19 protein-coding genes are annotated in these 25,258 nt (G+C 40.3%); 15 read left to right on the top strand and 4 right to left on the bottom strand.

Annotated features, from left to right (window positions below; all coding sequences use genetic code 11):
• Nucleotides 1-9 precede the first annotated feature (9 nt).
• The 9 genes from OQ289_RS07710 to smc all read left to right on the top strand — a co-directional run bounded on the left by OQ289_RS07710 (nt 10) and on the right by smc (nt 14,521).
• Complete coding sequence (locus OQ289_RS07710) at nt 10-156, top strand: hypothetical protein (RefSeq protein WP_270090134.1); 147 nt, start codon at nt 10-12, stop codon at nt 154-156.
• Nucleotides 146-994 carry an ROK family protein gene (locus OQ289_RS07705; protein WP_270090133.1) on the top strand — a complete coding sequence of 283 codons (849 nt, stop codon included), beginning with the start codon at nt 146-148 and terminating at the stop codon, nt 992-994. Before OQ289_RS07710 ends, OQ289_RS07705 begins: the two co-directional genes overlap by 11 nt.
• Nucleotides 991-2,280 carry a sugar porter family MFS transporter gene (locus OQ289_RS07700; RefSeq protein WP_270090132.1) on the top strand — a complete coding sequence of 430 codons (1,290 nt, stop codon included), beginning with the start codon at nt 991-993 and terminating at the stop codon, nt 2,278-2,280. Before OQ289_RS07705 ends, OQ289_RS07700 begins: the two co-directional genes overlap by 4 nt.
• Before the next feature lie 263 nt (nt 2,281-2,543).
• Entirely contained in the window at nt 2,544-5,654 is a 3,111-nt protein-coding gene (locus OQ289_RS07695) for a SusC/RagA family TonB-linked outer membrane protein (protein ID WP_270090131.1), read from the top strand.
• A gap of 10 nt (nt 5,655-5,664) precedes the next feature.
• The gene (locus OQ289_RS07690; RefSeq protein WP_270090130.1) at nt 5,665-7,299 is read left to right on the top strand and encodes a RagB/SusD family nutrient uptake outer membrane protein; all 1,635 of its coding nucleotides are present in this window, start codon (nt 5,665-5,667) and stop codon (nt 7,297-7,299) included.
• 18 nt (nt 7,300-7,317) lie between these two features.
• Nucleotides 7,318-8,463 (top strand): SusE domain-containing protein, encoded by a 1,146-nt coding sequence (locus OQ289_RS07685; protein ID WP_270090129.1) that lies wholly within the window; start codon nt 7,318-7,320, stop codon nt 8,461-8,463.
• 11 nt (nt 8,464-8,474) lie between these two features.
• Nucleotides 8,475-9,611 carry a glycoside hydrolase family 76 protein gene (locus tag OQ289_RS07680; protein ID WP_270090128.1) on the top strand — a complete coding sequence of 379 codons (1,137 nt, stop codon included), beginning with the start codon at nt 8,475-8,477 and terminating at the stop codon, nt 9,609-9,611.
• A gap of 1 nt (nt 9,612) precedes the next feature.
• Nucleotides 9,613-10,800 carry a glycoside hydrolase family 76 protein gene (locus OQ289_RS07675; protein ID WP_270090127.1) on the top strand — a complete coding sequence of 396 codons (1,188 nt, stop codon included), beginning with the start codon at nt 9,613-9,615 and terminating at the stop codon, nt 10,798-10,800.
• A gap of 181 nt (nt 10,801-10,981) precedes the next feature.
• Complete coding sequence (smc, locus tag OQ289_RS07670) at nt 10,982-14,521, top strand: chromosome segregation protein SMC (RefSeq protein WP_270090126.1); 3,540 nt, start codon at nt 10,982-10,984, stop codon at nt 14,519-14,521.
• A 54-nt stretch (nt 14,522-14,575) separates the two neighbouring features.
• Here the strand turns inward: smc and OQ289_RS07665 are convergent, their stop codons facing one another.
• The 3 genes from OQ289_RS07665 to OQ289_RS07655 all read right to left on the bottom strand — a co-directional run bounded on the left by OQ289_RS07665 (nt 14,576) and on the right by OQ289_RS07655 (nt 17,839).
• Complete coding sequence (locus OQ289_RS07665) at nt 14,576-16,084, bottom strand: carbon-nitrogen hydrolase family protein (protein ID WP_270090125.1); 1,509 nt, start codon at nt 16,082-16,084, stop codon at nt 14,576-14,578.
• A 301-nt stretch (nt 16,085-16,385) separates the two neighbouring features.
• Entirely contained in the window at nt 16,386-16,697 is a 312-nt protein-coding gene (locus OQ289_RS07660) for a DUF3467 domain-containing protein (RefSeq protein WP_033565939.1), read from the bottom strand.
• Between the two features lie 23 nt (nt 16,698-16,720).
• Nucleotides 16,721-17,839, bottom strand: a complete 1,119-nt coding sequence (locus tag OQ289_RS07655; protein WP_270090124.1) for a M42 family metallopeptidase — start codon at nt 17,837-17,839, stop codon at nt 16,721-16,723.
• A 335-nt stretch (nt 17,840-18,174) separates the two neighbouring features.
• Between OQ289_RS07655 and lgt the strand changes: the two genes are divergently transcribed.
• From lgt to OQ289_RS07625, 6 genes are all read left to right on the top strand, one after another.
• Nucleotides 18,175-19,005: a prolipoprotein diacylglyceryl transferase gene (lgt, locus tag OQ289_RS07650; protein ID WP_270090123.1), complete on the top strand. Its 831-nt coding sequence runs from the start codon at nt 18,175-18,177 to the stop codon at nt 19,003-19,005.
• Nucleotides 19,006-19,217: 212 nt separating this feature from the next.
• Nucleotides 19,218-20,411 (top strand): multidrug effflux MFS transporter, encoded by a 1,194-nt coding sequence (locus tag OQ289_RS07645; protein WP_270090122.1) that lies wholly within the window; start codon nt 19,218-19,220, stop codon nt 20,409-20,411.
• A 167-nt stretch (nt 20,412-20,578) separates the two neighbouring features.
• Nucleotides 20,579-21,898, top strand: coding sequence for a gluconate:H+ symporter (locus OQ289_RS07640; RefSeq protein ID WP_270090121.1), 1,320 nt, complete (start codon nt 20,579-20,581; stop codon nt 21,896-21,898).
• 39 nt (nt 21,899-21,937) lie between these two features.
• Nucleotides 21,938-22,405 carry an Atu1372/SO_1960 family protein gene (locus tag OQ289_RS07635; protein ID WP_033566100.1) on the top strand — a complete coding sequence of 156 codons (468 nt, stop codon included), beginning with the start codon at nt 21,938-21,940 and terminating at the stop codon, nt 22,403-22,405.
• Between the two features lie 126 nt (nt 22,406-22,531).
• On the top strand, nt 22,532-23,629 hold the full coding sequence (locus OQ289_RS07630) for a D-TA family PLP-dependent enzyme (protein ID WP_270090120.1): 1,098 nt from the start codon (nt 22,532-22,534) through the stop codon (nt 23,627-23,629).
• Between the two features lie 19 nt (nt 23,630-23,648).
• Nucleotides 23,649-24,731, top strand: coding sequence for a dipeptidase (locus OQ289_RS07625; RefSeq protein ID WP_270090119.1), 1,083 nt, complete (start codon nt 23,649-23,651; stop codon nt 24,729-24,731).
• 13 nt (nt 24,732-24,744) lie between these two features.
• On the opposite strand, the gene aroQ is transcribed toward OQ289_RS07625, so the two are convergent.
• Nucleotides 24,745-25,161, bottom strand: coding sequence for a type II 3-dehydroquinate dehydratase (gene aroQ, locus OQ289_RS07620; RefSeq protein WP_270090118.1), 417 nt, complete (start codon nt 25,159-25,161; stop codon nt 24,745-24,747).
• Nucleotides 25,162-25,258 lie beyond the last annotated feature (97 nt).

Here is a 25,258-nt window from a genome sequence, read left to right as displayed (position 1 = left end):
TTATAAATCATGCCTAGTATAATTTATCTACGCGTATCGCATCCCGCTGATGCATCCTCCTCTACTGGAATGGATGTGACGATGTTGGTCATGCCAATTTATCGTACAGAAATCTCTTTTTTGCTCAAAAGACAAATGTGTTTCAATGAAAAATAAAATAGTAGTTTGCATAGACATTGGCGGATCGCACATTGCAGCTGCTTCGTTAGAAAAACAATCACAAGTATTCACCCTTCTAAAAGAAGCGAAAGGTGATGTAGATAGCGCAGCAAGTCGCGAAACCATTCTAGCTCAATGGGACATTATTATCCAATCGATTTGGAGCGCACAAACGCAAGAGATAGAGAAGATGGTCATTTCTATTCCCGGTCCCTTTGATTACAAAAACGGCATCTGTTTGATGGATGGTATGCACAAATACCAAGCGTTGTTACACATGGACATCAAATCTTATTTTATAGAAAAATACGGCGTATCTTCTCTAAACATTAAATTCTTGAACGATGCAGAAGCCTTTTTATTGGGTGAGATATACTACCATAATCTACAAAACAAACGAATTGTGGGTCTGAGTTTAGGGACAGGTCTTGGGTCAGCACTCTACAACGAAGAAATAGTCGGAGACCTGAACTACGGCTCCGCCCAATTTCGTGATGGGATTGCTGAGGACTACATTTCTACAAGGGGTATACTTGAGTATCTTCGACAACAAGGTATCGAAGGAGTAGCACATGTCAAAGCCTTGGTAGATACCGAAACACTAGTGGATGAACGTAGAGCTGCATTTTCCTTTCTAGCACTGGCACTAGTAGATTTTATTACACTTCATATTTTACCGCTACAGCCAGAGGGATTGGTATTAGGAGGAAGCATCTCAAAGGCGCATAGCAGATTTCTCTCAGTCGTGCAGGCGGATATTGACATTCCGATATACATAGCATCTTTTAAAGAATGGAATTTATTTTTTGGTTTAGCAACATCATTTAGCGTATGAAAAATGTTTGGAAGTATTCATTGATAGCCTCTATCGGAGGGTTTCTATTCGGTTTTGAAACTGCTGTAATTTCGGGAGCCGAACAAATTATTCAAAAATTATGGCAACTCGATGCTTTTTGGCACGGATTGACGGTTTCCATATCGCTTATCGGCACAATTTTCGGAGCTATTGTTGCTGGGCGACTTTCAGAACGCTATGGCCGAAGGCCCGTATTGAGTACTATTGCACTCCTATATCTAGTTTCCGCTATTGGCTGTGGTATATCTCCTTTCTGGAGTATGTTTTTATTGTTCCGGTTTCTCGGAGGAGTGGCTGTTGGTATTAGCTCAGTTGTAGGTCCAGTCTATATTTCAGAAATATCACCAGCTAAAGACCGTGGTAAATTAACAGGATTATTTCAAATTATGATTGTTAGTGGAATATTCGTGGCTTATCTGACCAATTTTCTTTTTGTAAATACAGGAGAAAATGCATGGCGATATATGCTTGGCATCATGGCTATTCCCTCATGCGTATTTTACTTACTATTAAAAAAAATACCAGAAAGTCCACGTTGGCTAGCATTACATAGGGATATTGTTCAAGCAAACATTGTCTTCGACAAATTGGGTCAGGAACATTTGGTCAGTAAAACTGAAATGTATACGCACAAAAAGAAAATTTCACTATGGCAACGAAAATACAGTAAACCAATAGCTTTTGCAGTGCTCCTCGCATTTTTTAATCAAATGACGGGTATCAACGCAATCCTTTACTATGCGCCTCGAATTTTTGAAATAGCGGGCTTTGATGAACAACTTACGTATTTACAACCGATATTTATTGGTGGGACCAATGTTGTTTTCACTTTGTTGGGGATGAGTATCATCGATAAGTTTGGACGAAAAAAACTTCTTTTAGTAGGAGCCATTGGAATGTTCATCTTTTTAATCTTGACTGCTTTCGGCCTTAAAGAAGGGCATTCTTCCTATTTACTATTTTACATCATAGGTTTCATAGGTGCATTTGCCTTATCACAGGGTGCTGTTATCTGGGTATTCTTAGCAGAAATATTCCCAAACGAAGTCCGTGCCAAGGGATCTTCATTGGGCAGCACGACTCACTGGGTATTTGCAGCTGTCATCTCTTGGATATTTCCGGTCATTGTAGAGGGTGGAAAAAATGGGGGCTTTTACATTTTTCTCTTTTATGGAGCAATGGTAGTTCTGTCGTTCGTCTTTATCATTTTCTTACCAGAAACAAAGGGAAAAACACTGGAAGGAATAAATAAAGATGTTACATAACAGTGTTATGGAATACAAAAAAAAGGGACACAAAAAAATTGTGTCCTTTTTTTTGTCATTAGCCGTCCTCACCTGCTTTAAGCTAATCTTTCTATGGTATTTTCTTCCTTTTCTCCTATCGATATTAAATCACAAAATTATTTTTTGACAGAATAATTGGTTTTTTAAATTATATATATACATTTGTTAAACCGCTTTAGCTATACAGCTAATGCGGTTTAGCTAACAAGCTTAAGTAACCAGAATATAAACCATTATTCATTATGTTTAAGAAGTCGAAATTATTATTTGTTGCAGGTATATTGCTATTGGGGCACCATCCTCTTTTGGCAACAACCGAGCTTTCTTTCCTGAAATGGACGGCAGCACAGCAAGCCGTTCGCGGGAAAGTAGTCGATGAAAGCGGCAATGCTATTCAGGGAGCGACAGTGCTCCTTATTGGATCAACCGCCTCTGCCGTCACCGATGACCAAGGAGCTTTTTCAATACCGGCTAAGATAGGTGATAAACTACGTATCACCTATCTGGGCTACCAGAGCTCTGAAGTACGGGTCGACGACCTGGAGATCCGTATTGAGTTGTCTCCAAATGCGCACTCACTTGACGAAGTCATCGTTGTCGGCTACGGTACCACAACACGCCGATCGGTAGTCGGGGCAGTCGACCAAATCAATGCCAAGGCTATAGAAAACAGGCCAGTGGCCAATGTCACGCAGGCCCTACAAGGAGCTTCGCCAAGCCTAAACATCCAGCAACGTAGTATGGATCCCAACAGCAATACGTTGAATATCAATATCAGAGGTATTTCAACAATGAACAACAATAGCCCGTTGGTAGTCATCGACGGTTTGGTTTCCGAGTCCGGAGCTCTCAATAAGCTAAACCCAGCGGATATTGAAAGCGTATCGGTATTGAAAGATGCTGGTACCGCTGCTATATATGGCTCCAGATCCGCCAATGGTGTACTACTCGTAACTACTAAATCGGGCGTCAAAAATCGAGCTCCACGCATCAATCTGTCAGCAATGGCGGGTATACAAGATCCCAAAATCTTATTTTCACCTGTAGCGGGCTATCAAAATGCTACTTTAAAAAACCTGGCCTTGACCAACATTGGAGCCGATCCAGAATTTACACCAGACCAAATCCTAGATTTATATAGCCACCGGGAAGAAGAAGAATGGAACTATGACCGAATTATGCAGGCCGCATTACAGCAAAACCATAATGTATCTATATCCGGAGGTGGTGAGCATTCGACTTATCTTTTCTCGGGAGGGTACCTGAATCAACGCAGCAATTTTGTTGGCAACAAAGACTACGGCATTGAACGGTTCAATCTCCGTTCCAATCTTTCTACAGAATTTGGAATATTTAAGCTCAGTAGCATCCTAGCATATTCGCGAAACAACGGATTAAGTACAACTGCTAGCAATGCCATCATCAATTCATCCCGAATCCCGTCCTATTATTACTATCGCATGCAAGCTGACAATGGACGTTATCTTATCAACAATGCACTCACAGATCAGAATCCACTGGCCGAATTACGAGAAGGAGGATACCAAAAGAATGACAATGATTACTTCAATGCCAATATCGCATTGGATGTGAAGCTGATGGAGGGTCTGAAATTACGTGGAGTTTTCGGCGCAGACATCAACGCTGATCATCGTTTCATTCGCAGAATTCAAGTGCCACTATACTCAAGCGTTGACGCAGAAAGACCGTTGGTTTACGTCAATTCCACTCGCAATACTGAAGATTTTAATGAAAAAGTTTCCTTGCTCAATTACCAATTGTTATTGGACTACAACCGTACATTTGGCGACCACGAATTTAAAGGACTCTTCGGAGCAACAAATGAATCCAATACGCGGCGTCAGAATGAAATTAAATTGAAATTTACTGATCCTATATTGGGTACACCTACAACGGGCACGGAAATCGACCTAACAAGTGCAGTAACACCTCAAAGGACTGAAGAAACCAACATCACTTCTATAATTGGGCGATTAAACTACGCTTATGCTCAACGTTATTTTATGGAAGCTTCCTTCCGTTATGACGGGTCTTCAAAGTTCGCTAAACCGAGTCGTTGGGGCTTTTTCCCGTCGCTGTCACTTGGCTGGCGACTCTCGGAAGAAGGCTTTATGCAATCGTATAAAGAAGAAATTGGGGAATTGAAACTACGATCATCCTACGGGATATTAGGGAATCAAAATATCCCCGCCTATCAGTACCTAACAAGATATATACCTATATCCGGTAGTTATGGATTTGATAATAAAATTGCAAATGGTGCCGGATTTACCTTTGGTAATGAAGACTTACGTTGGGAAAAGACGTATAATTTTAATATAGGAGCTGATGCTTCTTTCTTTAAGAACAGCTTGACCGCTAGTTTCGATTATTTTCATAAAAACACGACAGATATCCTCATCACACCAACTATACCATCTACAGCAGGCGTTGACCCCGCTAAAACCAACATTGGAAAAATGACCAACCAAGGATGGGAACTCGTCCTCAACTATCGAGGAAACACTGGTGAATTCCAGCACAGTGTATCGGCAAATGTAGGAGATTCTTATAATAAGGTAACCTATTTCGAGGGAAAAGAACAGTTTTCAGAATCTGATAGAATCCGAAAAGTTATAAGAGAAGGCTTACCTTTCAATTCCTACTATGGCTTCAAGGTCCAAAACTATTTCCAGAATATTCAAGAAATCGAAACTGCCGCCCTACCAGTAGGTGTCGCAGCATCTGATCTTCAACCTGGAGATGTCCGATATGTGGATCGCAATAGCGACGGCATCATAGACTCAAAAGATCGATTTGTCCTCGGAAATGCTTTTCCACGTTATACCTTTGGCTTTACCTATGATCTTCGGTATAAAAACTTTGATTTCAGTATGCTGTGGCAGGGTGTGGGCAGTAGAGATATGATGGTACGCGGTGAATTGGTCGAACCTTTTCACGAAAACTATTCCTATGCCATCTACCAGCACCAATTAGACTATTGGACCCCAACAAACACTAGTGCCACTTGGCCACGATTGACTGCCTCGGGATCAACATCTACAACCAATAATTACCAAACAGAGTCTGACATTTTTCTGTTCAATGGTCGCTATGCACGCTTGAAAAATCTGCAAATCGGTTATTCATTGCCCCAGTCTTGGACAAGTAAAGTAAAGCTCCAGAGGGCTCGGATATTTGTCAATGCCCAAAACTTGCTGACTTTGACCCTCAATTCTTGGATTGATCCTGAATCTTCGGAATTCAATGAGAACATGAGTGGTGCAGCCAATAGTGCACGCAACTACCCGACATTAAAATATTATGGATTAGGTTTAGATATTCAGTTTTAAATATACGACAATGAATAGAATATTAAAAATGATAGGCTTGTCTAGCTTTTTAGCGGCTATGACCTCCTCATGCAATAGTATGGACCCTGTCTTGACAAGCGAATTTACAGATGCTACCTTTTGGGAGTCTACTGCCAATGCAGACCAATTGGTCAATATGGCCTACAATCAGATGTATTCGGCCGATAAGATGTGGAATGACGAAGCTCTGAGTGACAATATTTTTGAAGGTCGATCTCCAACCAATCAAAGGCTTATTCGAAATGGACTAGCAAATCCGACTAACACACTTTTCGCCTCAGAATGGGCGGATGCTTACCGCGGATTAAAAACCTGTCATGTTTTTTTAGCTAATGTGAATCGTATTTCAGATGCTACGGAAGACTGGAAAGAAATAAGATCGGCAGAAATCCGATTTATACGGGCATTTATTTACTTTCGATTAGTCAACTTCTTTGGAGATGTGCCTTTCTTTACCTCAGACATTACTGTATCAGAGGCCGGCAATATCAATCGTACACCTAAAGCGAACATCCTCACCTTCATTCATGAAGAACTCTCTAATATCAGTTCCAGACTACCTAATCGCAATGAGTTAGCCAACAGTGATAGAGGTCGAATCACAAAAGGGGCGGTATTGGCTTTGCAAGCAAGGGCCTATCTATATGAAAGCAACTGGCAGAAAACAGCCGACTATTGCGATAGCTTAATGCAAAAACAGGAAATATATGGCAATTACTCCTTGCTCAAAAACTATGAAGACATATTTCAGCCTGCCAATGAATATAATGAAGAAGTCATATTAGATTATGGATATGTATCAAACGCAAAAACGTGGAACAAACTCTATGATGCTGCCCCACTATCTGCTGGTGCCCGTCTAAATGCCTATGCTCCTGTTCAGGAATTAGCAAACAACTACCTAACAATAAATGGATTACCAATAAATAGTGACCCCACCTATTCTGAAAACAATCCGTATGTGAATCGCGACCCACGTATGGGGGCAACAATCGTGTTTCACGGCGGACAATGGACTAACCTCAGCGGAGAAACTCGCACAATTTACATAAAACCTGGAACAGGTAGTAATGATACAGAAAGGTCGGATGAATATGCCGGCGCCAACAGCAATGCATCTCCTACTGGATATTACGTTAAGAAATACTATGACCACACGGGTACCCAAGACTTTAGCTCAGGACTCAATGTCATCATGATTAGATATGCAGATATTTTACTGATGTATGCCGAAGCGCAACAACAACTTGGCAAACTAGACGCTAATATATGGAATCAAACAATACGTGCAATTCGTGAAAGAGCTGGATTTACAGCAGCTACAGCCTTAGACTTTCCTACAGGGATGAGTACTTCCAACTTGACAACCTTAATTCGTAATGAGCGTCGTAGTGAGCTTGCTTTAGAGGGTCTTCGTTATTTCGATATTATGCGCTGGAAAGCTGGTAAGACCTATCTGGAGGGCACTGTATATGGTGCAAAATTTGCCAATGGCAATAGTGATTATATCCGTCTGGACAATCGCCGATTTGATGAAAACAGGGATTATCTCTGGGCTGTGCCAAGTGCACAAGTAGATCTAAACAAAAATCTGTTACCCAACAATCCGGGTTACGCTAACTAAACTATAACCAAAGAAATCATGAAAAGAATATCAATTTTTATCTGGCTTGCTGCATTAATATCCTCTTTGGGCGCTTGCAAGACCGAAAACATGAACTATACAGATGTACAGATCTCGGCTGTAAACAACTTATTCGAACCTGTGGACAATAAAGCCGTGAAACTAGTCAGTTCAGCTTCCGCTTCGCTTTTCTTTGAATGGGAGTCTGCATTGACAGAAGATGGTGGTGCCCCTCAATATGAAATCGCATTTGATGTTATAGGTGGAGATTTTTCAAAACCATTATACAAATTGACATCTAACAATAAGGGTTTCGCTACAAATGCTTATGTCACCCATAAAGTGCTTAATGCTGTAGCGGCATTGGCCGGGGTCAACCCAGGAGAGAGCGGAGACGTGCAGTGGACAGTTATTGCTTCTCGTGGAATAACCCGTGTACTCTCACCCATCGTACGCAAATTAAATATATCCAGCTTAGAGGGCTTTGCCGACATCCCTAATGAGTTGTATGTATCTGGAGAAGGATCCGAAGGCGGAAAAGATATTGCTTCGGCATTAGCTTTCAAACAAACAGCTACCGGTGAATTTGAAATTTACACAAAATTGGAAGCAGGTAAGGACTATATATTCTTAGACCGCAAAGATGCAAATGCTCGCCGATTCTACACGGACAACCAGGTGAAGCTGAAAGAAACAGTAGAGGAACTCAGTATGCAAGTCAGTCAAACTGGTGTATATCGAATACAGGTCGATTTCAATGTGGCTACAATAAGCTTTGCGCAAATCAAATCCATTGGATTATGGTTCTCTCCTGAAAATAAAATACTCTTTAACCTACCATATCAAGGTAAAGGAATATGGACAGGTACTGGTATTGTTAATTTCAGACAAGAAGGTTGGGGAAAAGACGAAAGATACAAACTTCAATCGGAAGCCGTAGTCAATGGAAAAAACATTACTGAACAATTTGGCGCAAAAAACCCAACAGATAGTCGCCCTAACGCATCGAGTGATCCATCATATTATTACATCAAATTGTTAAAATCGGTCACACAATGGGATGACAAGTGGAAATTCGGGGATGCTATTGATGGAAAATCCACAACAATCAGCGTCATCTTGCAAGGAGACAAGGAATACACACATACAGTCACTGTAAATTAGAAGGCAACACAATGAAACTACAGCATATAGGACTGTTCCTGTTGAGCTTAATAAGCTTAGGGAGCTGCACTAAGATTGATGACGAGTATCTGTACGACGATAATCTCGATGTCTCTTGGGAAGAAATGGCGCAGAAAACAACAGACAAACTTATCCAGCAGTTTTGGAACAATGAGGGTTATTTTAACTATGGTAGCGATGGCTCCGATAACGGATTCCAATACTGGCCCAATGCACATGCAATGGATGTCGTGATAGATGGCTACCTCCGCACCAATGACCCCAAATACAGTGCTTACTTTGAAAAATGGTTTAATGGTGTCAAGATTAAAAATGGCAACACGTATAAAAATGTATTTTACGATGATATGGAGTGGAATGCGCTGACTATGCTCCGTCTTTATGAAATTACAAAAGAGCAAAAATACATGGATGCCGTGCTACTTTTATGGCATGATATACTCCCCGCTTGGAATACAGAATACGCAGGTGGAGGGCTTGCTTGGCGAAAAGATATGCTTTACTCCAAAAATGCTTGTTCCAATGGTCCAGCTAGCATACTGGCCGCACGACTATACAAACTGACAAAAGATGAACAGTATCTAGAATGGGCTCTCCGTATTTACGACTGGCAGAAAGAAACACTTTTTGACAGGGCTACAGGTGCGGTATATGACAATATCAATGGAGAGACCGATGTCGTAAACACAACTGCACTGACCTATAACCAAGGTACTTTTCTCGGAACGGCAGTAGAGCTCTATGATATCACCAAAGATCCACTTTATATGAACGATGCTCAAAAAATCGCTAATTTCACCGTTACCAAATGTATAGATGCCAGTAATAATGTACTACGGAATGAAGGAGACGGCGATGGAGCTTTGTTCAAAGGTATATTTGTGCGATATTTCGTTCAGTTTTTACAACGTGATGGAATTCAAGAAGCATTTCGTTCAAAATTTGAAAATTTTCTCCGAAACAATGCCAAAGTTGCTTGGATACAGGGGAACGATGTAGGAATAGTATTGTTCAGCCCATCATGGACGCAAAAACCTTTGGGACAAACACAGTTAACCAGCCAATCAAGTGCCGCGATGTTATTTGAGGGCCTTGTATATTTTGAAAAAACAACTAAAAACAATTAAAATGATCAAGCAAATCATTGGAATAAGTGTAGCTGTCGTACTCACGACAAGTGTTTTTGCTCAAAAAAGCACCAATAATTCAAATTATGAAAAGGCAACTAAAAGTCTTTCTATAATTGAAAAACTTTATGGAGTTGCTGATGGGAAACATCTTTATAGAGAAACATATCCCTTTGACAATGCCTACAATGCAAGTTATCTTGGAGGCGGAGAGAACGAAAAGAAGTCAAACCCTTATTCCTATCTTTGGCCATTTTCGGGAAGCCTTTCTGCTTACACAGCTCTACTTGAGAAATCCAACGACCCTCGCATTAAGGCCCATATCGACAAAGTGGTATTACCAGGTTTGGAGAACTACTACGATAAACGCCAACCAGTGGCTTATGCCTCATATGTTAATAGTGCGCCATTATCCGACCGATTCTACGACGACAACATCTGGCTAGGTATCGACTTTGCGGATTTGTATCTACATACTAAAGAGCCTGCATATTTAGAAAAATCTAAAGAAATATGGACCTTTGTAGCAAGTGGAATGGACGACAAGCTTGGCGGTGGAATCTATTGGTGCGAACAGCGAAAGGAATCTAAAAACACCTGTTCGAATGCCCCCGCTGTCGTATACTTGCTAAAACTATATGAAGCCACCCAAGAGGAGAGCTACCTAAAAGAAGCAATCAGCCTGTATGATTGGACGATAAAGTATTTAGAAGATCCTGCCGATCATTTATATTGGGACAATATAAATCTCAAGGGCGAGGTGCAAAAAACTAAGTATCCTTACAATACGGGACAGATGATACAAGCAGGAGCGCTACTTTACAAATTAACAAAACAAGAACATTTCCTAAAAAATGCACAAGCATCAGCTAAATCCGCATTAGGTTATTTCTTCTCTGCTCCAGCAACTGGAACAAGTAAATCTGGAGCATACCCTATCTTGAAAAAGAGTGACAATTGGTTCATAGCCATTATGCTGAGGGGTTACATCGAATTGTACCATCAGGACAATGACAAGCAATTCATCAACGCCTTTCAGGCAAACCTAAATTATGCGTGGAAATCCATGCGCGATAAAAATGGTCTTTTTGGAAAAGATTGGTCCTCCAATACAAAGCCGTCCGACCAAAAATGGCTCCTAGATCAATTTGCAATAGCAGAGATGTATGCACGTTTAGCCAAGCTATAATCCCTATTATACTCACAAGGATACCGCCCCTAAAGTCGGTATCCTTGTGTCTAGCATAAATAGATTAGATCCCAACTAATTTATTCACTAAATTATTACTACTGTATAATTTAGTATGACTTGAATATAAACATATTTAGTATTTTCGCACGTTAATTTTAGAAGAAGTAAATCAAGAAATATGCAGTTAACGAAGTTAGAAATAAAGGGGTTCAAAAGTTTTGGTGATAAGATTACGATCAACTTTAATGAAGGTGTTACGGCAATCGTGGGGCCAAATGGCTGTGGCAAATCTAATGTAGTAGATGCAATTCGTTGGGTGCTGGGTGAGCAAAGCACCAAAGCCCTTCGCTCTGAAAAGATGGAGAACATCATATTCAATGGCACTAAAAACCGTAAGCCTGCGAATCTAGCTGAAGTATCACTAACTTTCAATAATACAAAAAACATCCTTCCTACTGAATTCTCAATGGTCAATATCACTCGTAAACTATATCGAAACGGCGATAGTGAGTATAGGCTTAATGATGTCAAATGTAGATTGAAAGATATAACCGACCTATTATTAGACACTGGCCTAGGTGCCGACACCTATTCAATCATCGAACTGAAGATGATAGATGAAATCATCAATAATAAGGACAATTCACGTCGCGATCTTTTCGAAGAAGCCTCTGGAATATCGAAATATAAGGTCCGTAAAAAGCAAACCTTGTCTAAACTCAAAGATACCGAGGCCGACCTAAGCCGGGTGGATGATCTTCTTTTTGAAATCGGAAAAAATCTTAAAAGTCTAGAAAATCAAGCTAAAAAGGCGGATAAATACTTCAAATTGAAGGACGAGTATAAAAATGCTAGCATCAGCTTGGCCTATTTCAAATTAGCGGATTTCAGCCAAGATCTTGAAAAGTTAGAAGAGCAAGAACGAGTACAGCAAGAAACTAACCAACAGAGCCAGTCGCATATTGGTATAGTTGAGACTGACCTTCGAGAGAAGAAAAAGGACATCCTCTCTAAAGAACAAAACCTCTCGATCCAGCAAAAAAGCACACATGAATATGTCAATAAAATCCGGGCCTATGAATCCGAGAAAAAAATAAAAAACGAACAAATGCGTCACCTTCAAGAGAAGGATTCAAGGTTGGCCAATGAATTGGCCAATGACAAACAGCAACTCAAGCATGCAATTTATAACATCAAAAGGCTGAACGAAGAACTATTTGAAGAACAAGCCAAATTTGATTCAATCCAAGATGACCTCCAAACCAATAAGACAGGCGTAGAGGAATTGCGGGCACAACAGCAATCCGCAAAGGCGAAGCTAGATGTCGTCCAGAGAGAGAAAAGTGAACTTCAGAATAAAATCTATCAGTTAGAAAAAGAGATAGCAATTCTTAATATCCAAAAGGATGCGCTTCAACAAGAGTCACTTCGCAATGTCAATGATACAGCATCAAAGGAAAGCGAATTAAATCAATTCAATATTGCTGTAGCAGAGTTAGAAGGACGGGTCGAGGCTCAACAACAGCAGTATGAATCTACATTACAACTAGAGACAGAATTGCAAAGTCAAATTTCCCAGACCGAGCTCAAGGTTCAAGAAATTAAAGATGAGTTAAATAGACAAAATCGTATTGTGGATGCCAAACAAAATGAATACAATCTGACTAAATCTTTGGTAGACAACTTAGAGGGATTTCCTGAATCTATCCGTTTTCTAAGAAAGAATGCAGGTTGGAAAAAACAATTCCCACTATTCTCCGACATCCTCTTTTGTAAAGAAGATTATCGTGTAGCAATTGAAAACTACCTCGAGCCCATCATGAATCATTACGTAGTGGACAGGCAACAAGATGCAGTGCAAGCCATACAGCTCTTAAGTGATTCGGCAAGAGGGCGAGCCAACTTTTTCGTATTAGAAGCGATCCAACAAGCTCCCGCTATCACCGAATTAGCAGATGAGCGTTTTATTTCGGCTCTGGACATCATTAGCGTTGATGAGAAATATAAGGCATTGTGCCAATTGCTTCTTCAGCATGTTGTAATCATTAAAAACCCAGAGATTGCGGACTTAGATACGGCGTTACCGAGTGATGAACGAGTTATCCTTCATAAAGAGGGAAAATTTTCCAAAAATAAATTGGGGTTAATGGGTGGTTCGGTTGGACTGTTTGAAGGTAAAAGAATCGGTAGGGCCAAGAATTTGGAAAACCTAGCAAAAGAAATCAAAACGCTCAATATTCAGATATTAGATCTACAAAACCGGGAGGTAGAGGAAACAACCCGACTATCGACTTTTAAAAATAATTCCCAAAAAGAGGTCATTGACGAACTCCGTCAACAGTTGAACCGTTTCAATAACGAGCTTATCTCGGTCAAAACCAAGCAGGAGCAGTACCAAACATTCATCACGAATAGTCAAAATCGGAAACAAGATATTGAAGAGAAAATCACCAATATCACGAATGATTTGATGAAAGCGGACCCATCTTTGCAAGACCTTAAGATCGAAATTCAACAAAAGGAAATTAGTTTAAATGATCTTCACGAAAACTTTAATGAAGTTTCGGATATTTTGACCGATAAATCTGCGGTATTCAATCAACAAAATATTCTTTTTCACCAACAACAGAACAAATTATCCAGCATACAGAAGGATCTAGAATATAGAGAAGTACAAAAAGAATCATTCGAGGAAAGAATTGAAAAAAACACCGTCGAACATGACATGGTACAACTGCAAATAAAAGATACGTTACAGCATGTCGACCATAATGACGAAGACCTAATTGCTATGTATGCGCAAAAGGAATCTTTGGAAAAAGGATTAAACGACATCGAGGAAGATTTCTATAGCTCCCGCAAAATCATTATCGATTTGGAAGAACAAATCACCCAATTGCGCAAGTCTAAAGATCTTACTGATGTATTAATAGGCGAAATTAAAGATAAAAAGACAAAACTGCAGATTGACCTCAATAGTCTAAAAGAACGTCTTGCCGTCGAATTTAACATCGATCTTAAAGATCTTTTGGAAAACGAACCGCCAGAATCCGATGCTTCCCAAGAACATTTACAAATCAGCTGTCAGAAAATCAAAAAACAACTCGACGAATATGGTTCCATCAACCCCATGGCGAAAGAAGCTTATGATGAAATGAACGAACGTTCGAATTTTATAACGAAGGAAAAATCTGACTTATTGGAAGCAAAAGATTCGTTAATGGCCACCATAAAGGAAATCGATGATACGGCTAAGGACAAGTTCATGAGCGCATTCAATACGATACGGGACAATTTCATTCGGGTATTTCGTTCCTTATTTAATGAAGAAGATAGCTGTGACCTGATACTATCGGACCCTAACAATCCGCTGGAATCCGACATTGATATCATTGCCAGACCTAAGGGAAAACGCCCGCTATCCATCAATCAACTCTCTGGTGGTGAAAAGACTTTGACATCCACAGCTTTACTATTTTCACTATATCTTTTGAAGCCTGCTCCATTCTGTATCTTCGACGAGGTAGATGCTCCGTTAGATGATACTAATATTGACAAATTCAACAATATAATTCGAGAGTTCTCCAATGAGTCCCAGTTTATTGTAGTATCACATAATAAGCGGACGATTGCCAGTACAGATGTTATCTATGGGGTGACTATGGTCGAGCAAGGGATTTCGAGAGTAGTGGCTGTTGATTTACGTGACGTAGCCTAAGACACTATTTCTTACAATGAAGCAAAAGGGAAGCCCGAGGACTGCCCTTTTGCTTTATTTAAGCAAATTGACCTCATACAAGTCTTTTCTCCTGTCTTTCATCACTTTGACGGTACCATATTCATGCAGATCACGTAAGGCATAAAGGTCGACGTCAGCAATCAATACCATCTCGGCATTTGGAGTAGCTTCGGCCTTTATGGCATTGTTTGGAAATGCAAAGTCCGAGGGGGTAAATACAGCGGATTGTGAATATTGTATATCCATATTATTAACTCTTGGTAGATTTCCTACTGAACCTGCTATTGCGACATAGCATTCATTTTCAATTGCTCTCGCTTGGGCACAGGTGCGTACTCGGATATATCCATTCTGTGTATCGGTCATAAAAGGGACGAACAGAATCTGCATCCCTTGATCGGCCAAAATACGACCCAATTCTGGAAATTCAACATCATAACAAATCAACAACCCGATTTTACCGCAATCTGTATCAAATACCTTGACTTCATTCCCTCCTACCATTCCATAGTATTTGAATTCATTTGGAGTGATGTGAATCTTGCGATAAGAATCTACCTTTCCACTGCGGTGACAGAGATAAGATACGTTGTATAATTTGTTATTTTCGAATATCGGCATCGATCCAGCAATGATATTCACATTATAGGAAACTGCAAATTGCTGAATGCGATCCACGATTTCATTTGTCATCGCTGCTAAACGCTGCATGGCATTCCGTTCTGGCAAATCATTGAATGGTTTCATCAATGGTGTATTGAAAAACTCGGGAAACATCACAAAATCAGCCCCGTAATCACTCACTGTATCGACAAAGAATTCTACCTGATCATAGAATGCTTCAATATTATCAAAAAGCCGCATCTGCCATTGCACCAAGCCCAACCTAATGGTCTGCTTTGACGTAGAAATCGACCTAGAATCAGGTTCATAATAAATATTGTTCCATTCCAATAACACTGCAAACTCCATAGATTCGGCATCCTCAGGCAGATAATTTTTAAGTATCTTTTTGACATGAAAATCATTGGACAGCTGAAAAGTAAGTGTTGGGTCGAAGATTTCCTTACGCTTGACCTTGTCGATGTATACCCTCGGACTCATTTTGTCCGAGTAGTTGTGATAATTTGGAATACGTCCGCCTGCAACTATACTTTTAAGATTCATCTGCTCACACAATTCCTTACGTGAGTCGTACAAGCGTCTTCCCAATCGAAGTGCTCGATGATCAGGATGTACAAAGACCTCTATCCCATACAAGGTATCCCCATCATCGTTGTGTTTAGAAAATTTACCATCGTCAATGATTTCGTAGTAACTATCATAAATATTATTCTTCTTGGAGTTAAGAACGATGGACAATGCACATGCCACTACATGTCCATTCACCTCTACACACAATTGTCCCTCGGGAAATATATCAATCAAATCTACAATGTTCTCGCGTGTCCATACCTCTCCCATACCTTGATAGGCCTCCTCCATTGATTTCTTCAGGTCTCTGTAATCTTTTTTGGTTAGCGGTCTTACCTGTATATCCATATATGCTTATTTTTTTTATTGTTGCTATCTGTCTAAGATTTAGACTCTATTTGTAAGATAGAACAAAAAACAGTGCCAACTGTTGTGCTAGCACCTTATTTTTTTCTGCTTGCACCTAACACCACGCCATTGGCCACGACAATGTAGTCCTTGCATCCACAACGTACAAATACTACATCCAAGTCTAGAGAGTAGTAACAAAGTCCAGAAAAACGATTTGATCGAGAATTTAAAAAGAAAGAAAAAATGCTCTTGCCGCATTTACCGGAGATACTATTGATAAATGCAGCAAGAGTAAGGGCTAGGCCTCGCCTGTAGGACCACCAAAATTAAGTGGTAAACTGTTTTCGTTTGTTTTAATAGTACCATTTTGAGCTTCAAAACGGACAATATTATCTTGCAACGCGCCCAAAAGCCTTTTCGCATGCTCTGGTGTTAGGATAATCCGAGATTTTACTTTCGCCTTAGGTACTCCTGGCATGATACGCACAAAATCGACAACAAACTCCGTAGAGGAATGGGTAATTATGGCTAGATTGGAATAAGTCCCTTCCGCTACCTCTTCGGTCAACTCAATACTCAACTCTTGGTTTTCCTGACTATTATTTTCCATATTATAATGTAATGTAATTTTGATTAGTTCTTAAATGTTCTAAAATCTTGACCAGCTTCTATTGCCAGTACAGTTTGGTAAATCAATCTGATTACATTGTCTACATCCTCTTTGTGAATCATTTCTACCGTGGTATGCATGTATCTTAGCGGCAATGAAATCAATGCTGAAGGTACACCACCATTAGAATAGGCAAAAGCATCAGTATCAGTACCCGTAAAACGCGAGCACGCTTGTCTTTGAAAAGGAATTTGGTTTTTCTCAGCGACTTGTATCAATAATTTATTGAGATTTATCTGTACTGCTGGTGCATAAGATAACACAGGTCCCGCACCACACGCGAGGTCTCCTTGTGTAATTTTGTTTATCATTGGGGTCTGAGTATCATGGGTTACATCTGTGACTATGGCCACATTGGGTTTAATATAATCCGCAATCATCTCTGCTCCTCTTAGTCCGATTTCCTCTTGCACAGAATTCACGATATAAAGGCCAAAAGGTAATTTTTTCTTGTTTTCTTTCAGTAAACGAGCCACTTCGGTAATCATAAAACCGCCTGCCCTATTGTCTAGTGCACGCCCAACATAATAGCGGTCATTCAACACCATAAATTCGTCTTCGTAAGTCACGACCGAACCTACATGGATGCCCAATGCTTCGATTTCTTCTTTACTAGTGCAGCCACAGTCCAAAAAAATATTCTTCAAACTCGGTGATTCCTCTTTTTCACCCGAACGGGTATGAATTGCAGGCCAGCCGAATACAGCCTTCACCATTCCTTTGTCTGTATGGATATTTACTCGTTTCGAAGGAGCAATTTGATGATCCGAACCACCATTGCGTACTACATAAATCAACCCATCTTTGGTGATGTAGTTAACAAACCATGAAATCTCATCAGCATGAGCTTCAATAACCACTTTATACGGAGCATCGGGATTAATAATTCCCACTGCCGTACCATAATTATCAATATAAGTTTGATCTACATAAGGTTTCAAATAGTCCAGCCACATGCGTTGTCCCTGCCACTCAAATCCTGTTGGGGATGGATTGTTGATATATTTTTCAAAAAAAGAAAGAGATTCTTTGGTTACAACCGGTATATGTTTCACTTCTTTTGTATCGCTCTTTTTTGCCATGTTAACGTATTTAAAATCAGATTTAATCCGCTCGGGATTCACTATATACAAACATAGATAAACTAAAATTTTCTTACAAATATATCATTACATTCCTCCGAAACCTTTTTGTATACGGATCGAATTCGCTAACCTGTTTAACATATATTTTCATTAGGATTTATGTAGTATAGACAAGATACTCCTTTTTGCATAAATGATTTAGACATATAGTACTGTGGTAGCTGATTTAAAAATTGTAAAAAGGAAAATTACATTTTGTTTTTTTTCCTCTAGGTACTCGAGAATTCAAAGCATTTTATCTAAGTTTACAACTCTAAAACAATTCATCACGAATGGAAAATTTTTTCAACGTTATTAATTGGGATATCCAACCCGAAATATTCAAAATAGGTTCTTTTGGTTTACGATATTATGCCCTTTGTTGGCTGGCTGCATTCGCTATATCTTATGTATTGATGCTTAAGGTCTTCAAAAAAGAAGGCAAGACACAGGAGCAATTAGATCAATTGAGTATATACATCTTCGTAGGTACATTGATTGGTGCTCGTCTAGGACACTGCTTATTTTATGAATTTGATTATTACAAAGATCACATCTTAGAAATATTTTTGCCTTTCCGTTGGGATGCCAATGGCAATTTTCAAATGACAGGTTTCGCAGGATTGGCTAGCCACGGAGCTGCTGTTGGTATATTGACTTCTATATATTTGTTCTCAAGAAAGACAAAAATCAACTTTATGTGGGTGGCTGACCGCCTTGTATTGGTCGTACCCATTGCAGGAGCATTCGTTCGATTGGGTAATTTTTTCAATTCAGAGATGATTGGCCCGCCAACAGATTTACCTTGGGGTGTCGTATTCAAGCAACATGATAATATACCTCGTCATCCAGGACAATTATACGAGGCTTTAGCCTACGTACTCATTTTTGTCGTAATGTGGTACCTTTATAACAAAAAGAGCACTAGAAAATCGGGCTTCTTATTTGGTATCTTTTTAGTTCTGCTCTTTGGAGCACGATTTGTATTAGAATATTTCAAAATCGACCAAGAAGCATTTGAGCAAAACATGTTGTTCAATATGGGACAACTCTTAAGCATCCCTTTTATTATCGTAGGCTTTTACCTTATCTTCCGAAAACCGGCAGATCAAAAAAACAAATAACACCTAAAAGCTCTTTTATATAAAAGGGCTTTTTTTCTGAAATACTACTTTCTCAAAAGTCATCACCACCAGGTAGTTTACGAACAGTAGGGATGTAAATGATTAGAGACTCCTGCGGAATACAGCCACTTTTCAGACTAAAAAATCCGTTTAAGTGACTCAGTGCTGGAGTACTAGCTGGAGCGGTTGGGATGTTTATTTATATATTTTATATGCGCGACTTCACACGATCAAAAAGAATTACTATTATTTTTATACTAGGCCTATTGTCAGCAGTAGGACCATTTTCTATAGACATGTATTTACCTGCTTTCAATATCATTGCAAATGATTTTGGTACAACCGTAGATCAAGTTCAGCTTTCACTTTCTTCATTTTTCATCGGCATCGCAGTAGGACAATTGGTATATGGTCCGTTACTAGACAAGTTCGGTCGAAAAAAACCGCTTATAATAGGCCTGTCTTTATACATCTTTGCTTCTATCATGTGTATCTTCTCGACCTCGATAGAGCAATTGATTCTTTTTCGATTTATACAGGCTTTGGGGAGTTGTTCGGGGATGGTAGCCTCCAGAGCGATGGTCCGTGACTATTTCCTTCCACAAGAAGCTGCCAAAATCTTCAGTATGCTCATGCTCGTTGTAGGTATATCCCCTATTTTAGCGCCAAGTGTCGGTGCGTTTGTGATGTCTCATTATGAGTGGCATGTTATTTTCGCCATCCTCACCATTATCTCATTCCTAATTCTGTTGGGCGTTATCTTTTTCTTACCCGAATCATACGCTGGGAACAAAAATCTTTCTCTCGCTCCTCGGGAAGTAACTGCTAGTTTCTGGAGTGTTATAAAGCACCCCGTCTTTCTTCGATTTTGTCTAGTTGGGGCGCTATCTTCTTCGGGGATGTATGCCTATCTTGCGGGCTCCCCTTTTGTTTTACAAGAATACTACGGTTTGTCTGAGGCACAATATGGGGTTGCTTTTGCTTTTATTGCTTCAGCCCTAATTTTTGCGACCCAGATTAATCGTATTGCTCTCAATAGAAGATCTAGTGCAGATATATCCAAATTTGCTGTTCAATTCCAGTCTATAGTTGCATTATTCTTCATCGCCACTACGTTGGCTGGCTGGATTACCCTACCACTGATGATTGGTATTATCTTTTTATTCTTATTGGCACAGGGATTTACATTTCCCAATACATCCGCATTGGCATTAGCACCTTTCAAAGAGCTGGCAGGTAGCGCCTCTGCACTACTAGGCTGTGTACAGATGGGTGTCGGGGCCTTGGCCTCTGCTGCAGTCAGCTTATTGCACAACGGGACTGCGACACCAATGGTATCTGTAATGGTGGGATGTTCATTTTTAAGCTTGATTGTCTACCGTTTTCTACCAAAGCTTATCAAATGACCCACTAAAGTCGACGGTTCGTTGATATTGATATTCGAAGTAAGAGGGAATGAATATTGCTGTTTAAATTATGGTGTTTTTTTAGTTGGATATTCAATATCTTTTGATATTTTTGAGTAACAACCAACGTAACAGAATCAACTATAACCCTTTACATTGAACGCACTATGTCGCTTCTCATTGTTGCCCTTTGCTTAGTCCTATTGATTGCACTTATTTCGTACTTCAAAGTAGATGCTTTTTTATCATTTCTGCTCGTGTCGCTCATAGCAGGGATAGGTCTTGGTATTCCAGTCGAAAGATTGCCCTCTATCGTCAGTACTGGAATTGCAAGCATCATGGGCAGCCTTACACTAATCATTGTTCTGGGCGCCATGTTGGGTAAGCTAGTTGCCGAAAGCGGTGCCGCTGAAAAAATAGCAGCAGTAATGGTTAACACTTTCGGCATCAAACATATCCAGTGGGGGATGATGGTCACGGGTTTTGTTGTTGGCATTCCGCTTTTTTATGGAATTGGTTTTGTCCTTTTGGTTCCATTAATTTTTTCCATCGTCTATAAATATCGTCTTTCATCTGTATACATCGGATTACCCATGCTGGCCGCACTTTCAGTGACTCATGGCTTTCTACCACCACACCCCTCACCTGCCGCGCTGGTATCTATCTTCCATGCGGATATGGGCATGACCCTTATCTACGGATTGGCAGTCGCTATTCCTGCGATTATACTTGCTGGCCCCTTATTCACTAAAACATTGACGGGCATACAGCCTGGGCCTGTCACCTTATTTGAACAGAAAAGCGTAGATCTCAATATTGGCATACCCGGAAAGTTCAATAGCTTTTTCTCTGCCACTCTACCTGTTTTTCTTCTCATCATTGTAACAGTCATCCCCTACTGTTTGCCAAATTTAAACGATAACGTGAACAAATGGCTTTCTTTTTTAGGGGACCCGGCCATTGTCATGTTAATTGCGATTATCATAGCAACCTATACACTAGGCATTCGACAAAAGAGGAGTATTAAGGCTGTAATGGATATCTATGCTGATGCCGTAAAATATATTGCGATGATTTTGCTTATTATCGCTGGCTCCGGTATATTTAAACAAGTGATGGAAGAAAGCGGAGTCAATGACGAACTGGCACAGCTATTACAACAACTGCCTGTACATCCGCTTATCTTGGGTTGGTTGATAGCGGCTATAATACGAGGGTGCGTAGGATCTGCTACAGTCGCTGCACTGACAGCTGCTGGGGTGATTGCACCTTTAATGCATCAATCAGGTGTCAATCCTAACCTAATGGTATTATCTTTGGGTGCAGGTAGCTTAATGTTCTCACATGTCAATGATGCTGGATTTTGGATGTTTAAAGAATACTTTAACCTCAGTGTCAAAGACACGTTAAAATCTTGGTCGGTCATGGAAGCTATTGTATCTATCGCTGGATTGATGGGGGTCTTGTTAATAAATATGTTTTTATAAAAAAGAAATAGCACGTTAAATTAAAAAAATATGGACAATATGCATAATGCTGATTTAGCATTTGAAAAATTAGGATTGACTTTACCTCCTGCGCCGAAACCACTAGGCGTATACAAGCCGTATGTCATCGATGGTAAATATCTTTATCTATCTGGTCATGGTCCGGTTCAAGATGACAAATCCTTAATCATAGGTCGTATAGGAAGCGATATGGATATGGAAACAGGGAAATTGGCTGCCCGCCAAGTAGGATTAACAATGTTATCGACCATACACAGCAATCTTGGAAGCCTGTCCAGAATAAAAAGGGTTATTAAAGTGTTGGGAATGGTCAACTGTACGTCTGATTTTGAAAAGCATCCCTATATCATCAACGGTTGTAGCGAACTATTTGCTGCAGTGTGGGGTGAAGAAAATGGTATCGGCACGCGTAGTGCCGTCGGGTTTGGCTCATTGCCAGATAATATTCCAGTGGAAATAGAAGCCCTATTCGAACTACATGAGTAAAACATCCGAGTTCATATTAGAAAGTATACTAATGCAGAACATTCATTCGACCTGCTGACGACTTCTGTTTAGGAACTATTGCGCACATATACAAGTATTTTGGCACGCTATAAAGATAACTCTCCCATGGAATGGTATAAGATTGACAATATTGACCACATCGACTCCCCTGCTTTGGCTGTCTATCCATCACGGATTGCCAACAACATATCACTTGTGAAGGAGATGGCGGGAGGAGTCGAAAAGTTGAGACCACACGTCAAAACAACAAAAACCGCAGAAGTATGCCAAATGATGCTACAGGAAGGTATCTCGAAGTTTAAATGTGCAACCATCGCCGAAGCTGAAATGCTAGGTACCATTCAAGCGCCCGATGTATTATTGGCTTACCAGCCCGTAGGTCCGAAAGCCCGTCGGTTCGTAGCTTTAATCAAGGCCTACCCTTCTACTCGATTCTCCTGTTTAATCGACCATGTTGAAAGTGCACTACAGCTTGATTATATATGTCGGGCACACCATATACAGCTCGATGTTTTCATCGATATTAATGTTGGAATGAACCGAACAGGATTAAAACCAGCACACATCTCACCTTTATTGGATGTGCTGGAAAGCTGCACTACTCTTCAATTAAAAGGGATACACGCTTATGATGGCCACATACATGATAAGGAGTTTGCCCAGCGAAAATTAGCAGCAGATAATTGCTACCTCCTTGCGAAAAAAGCACAAGATACCATCGTTCAGAGATTGGGGCATCCCATACTTATGGTTATTGGTGGCACACCTACATTTCCCATACATCTACTACGTGAGGAGGTTGAGTGCAGTCCGGGTACGTTCGCATTTTGGGATTGGGGATATCAACACCTGTTGAAAGAGTTGCATTTTCAATATGCTGCCGTACTGATTAGCAGGGTAATTTCCCTCATTGACAAAAACCATGTCTGTGTAGATTTGGGACATAAGTCCGTCGCTGCGGAAAATCCGTTACCTCGTGTCCATTTTTTAAATGTTCCTACAGCACAACCTGTTGCTCAAAGTGAAGAACATCTGGTCTTACAAATATCGGAGCATACACTTTCGATTGGAGACATTCTATATGGTATACCCGTGCATATCTGTCCTACTGTAGCTCTTTACGACGTAGCACATGTCGTTGTTGATCAAAACAAGACCCAAGAATGGGCTATCGTGGCCCGTAAACGTATCATTAATATCTAAAACAATACAATCAACCATTATGGATAAGCCATTTATCGTCGATGCCCACTTGGATTTAAGTATGAATGCCTTGGAATGGAACCGAGACCTACGATGGCCTATTGATGAAATCAATAGCAGTGAGGTGTTGATGACCGACAAACCTGACCGAGGATATGCTACCACCTGTTTCCCTGAACTTCGAAAAGGAAATATCGGCCTTGTCGTCGCTACGCAAATTGCACGCGTAACGCGCGCCAATAATAATCGACCTGGTGCGGGTTGGCATTCCGCTGAACAAGCATGGGCACAAACACAAGGACAATTAGCCTGGTATAAAGCAATGGAAGCTGCTGGAGAGATGGTCATGATTAAAGACAAGATTGGGTTGGAAAATCACCTCTCTCTCTGGCAAGATACCTCATCAATTAACGATAAGCCCATTGGATATATCCTCAGTCTAGAGGGTGCAGATTCCATTGTCGACATCGGTCACGTCGAAATAGCTCACAATTATGGCTTGAGAGCCATAGGTCCCGCACATTACGGACCAGGGCGATATGCGAATGGCACAGATGCAACAGGTCGACTAAATCATAAAGGAATTGAATTGCTACGCGAAATGGATCGTCTGGGCATGATACTCGATGCAACGCACCTCTGTGACGATGCCTTCTGGGATGCAATGGATTTGTACCAAGGCAATATCTGGGCCAGCCACAACAACTGTCGCAAATTTGTCAATCACAATCGCCAATACAGTGATGACATGATTAGAACATTAATCGATCGCCAGGCGGTAATCGGTATCGCCTTGGATGCTTGGATGATGGTACCCAATTGGGAGCGAGGTGTTTCCACTCCGAAAGGCATGAATTGTAATCTAGAAATCGTGGCCAACAATATCGATCATATCTGTCAATTGGCAGGAAATACAGACCATGTTGGGATTGGGAGTGATTTGGACGGCGCGTTTGGGACGGAACAATGTCCTTACGATATCACAACTATTGCTGACCTCCAGAAGATTCCGACTATCTTAAAAACAAGGGGATACACCGATATGGATGTAGAGAAGATAGCAAACGGAAATTGGTTACGATTTATGAGAAGTGCACTTTAACTAAAGTGCACACCTATATCAGAGCCTCTATTGCTAATCGATAACCGTCCAATCCAAATCCACATAGCACACCTTTACAGTTCTTAGCCAAATATGACTTATGTCTAAATTCCTCACGCGCATATACGTTGGATATATGAACCTCGATGACTGAGCTTTTGACAGCCGCTATCGCATCCCCAATAGCTACCGACGTATGTGTATAGGCTCCGGCATTTAGGACGATACCATCGATATCAAAGCCCACAGCATGAATTTTATCGATAATAAAGCCTTCAACATTGCTTTGAAAATATTCCAGCTCAACGTCGGGATACTTGATTTTTAAAGATTCGAAATAACTAACAAAATCTTGATCGCCATAGATACTTTTCTCTCTGACTCCTAATAAATTAAGATTGGGACCGTTGATGATCAATATTTTTTTCATATATGTATATAATTTATTTTTCAGTTGCCATACGGCAATATAAAATTGTTCACCAGTTTCGATGCACCTTTGCAAAATGTATATTGTATGGGCTATC

Origin of the sequence: Sphingobacterium sp. SYP-B4668 (genome assembly GCF_027627455.1) — a bacterium.
Taxonomy (GTDB): domain Bacteria; phylum Bacteroidota; class Bacteroidia; order Sphingobacteriales; family Sphingobacteriaceae; genus Sphingobacterium.
The sequence above is the reverse complement of the archived record's forward strand: the minus strand, read 5'-3'. Positions and strand labels throughout refer to the sequence as shown.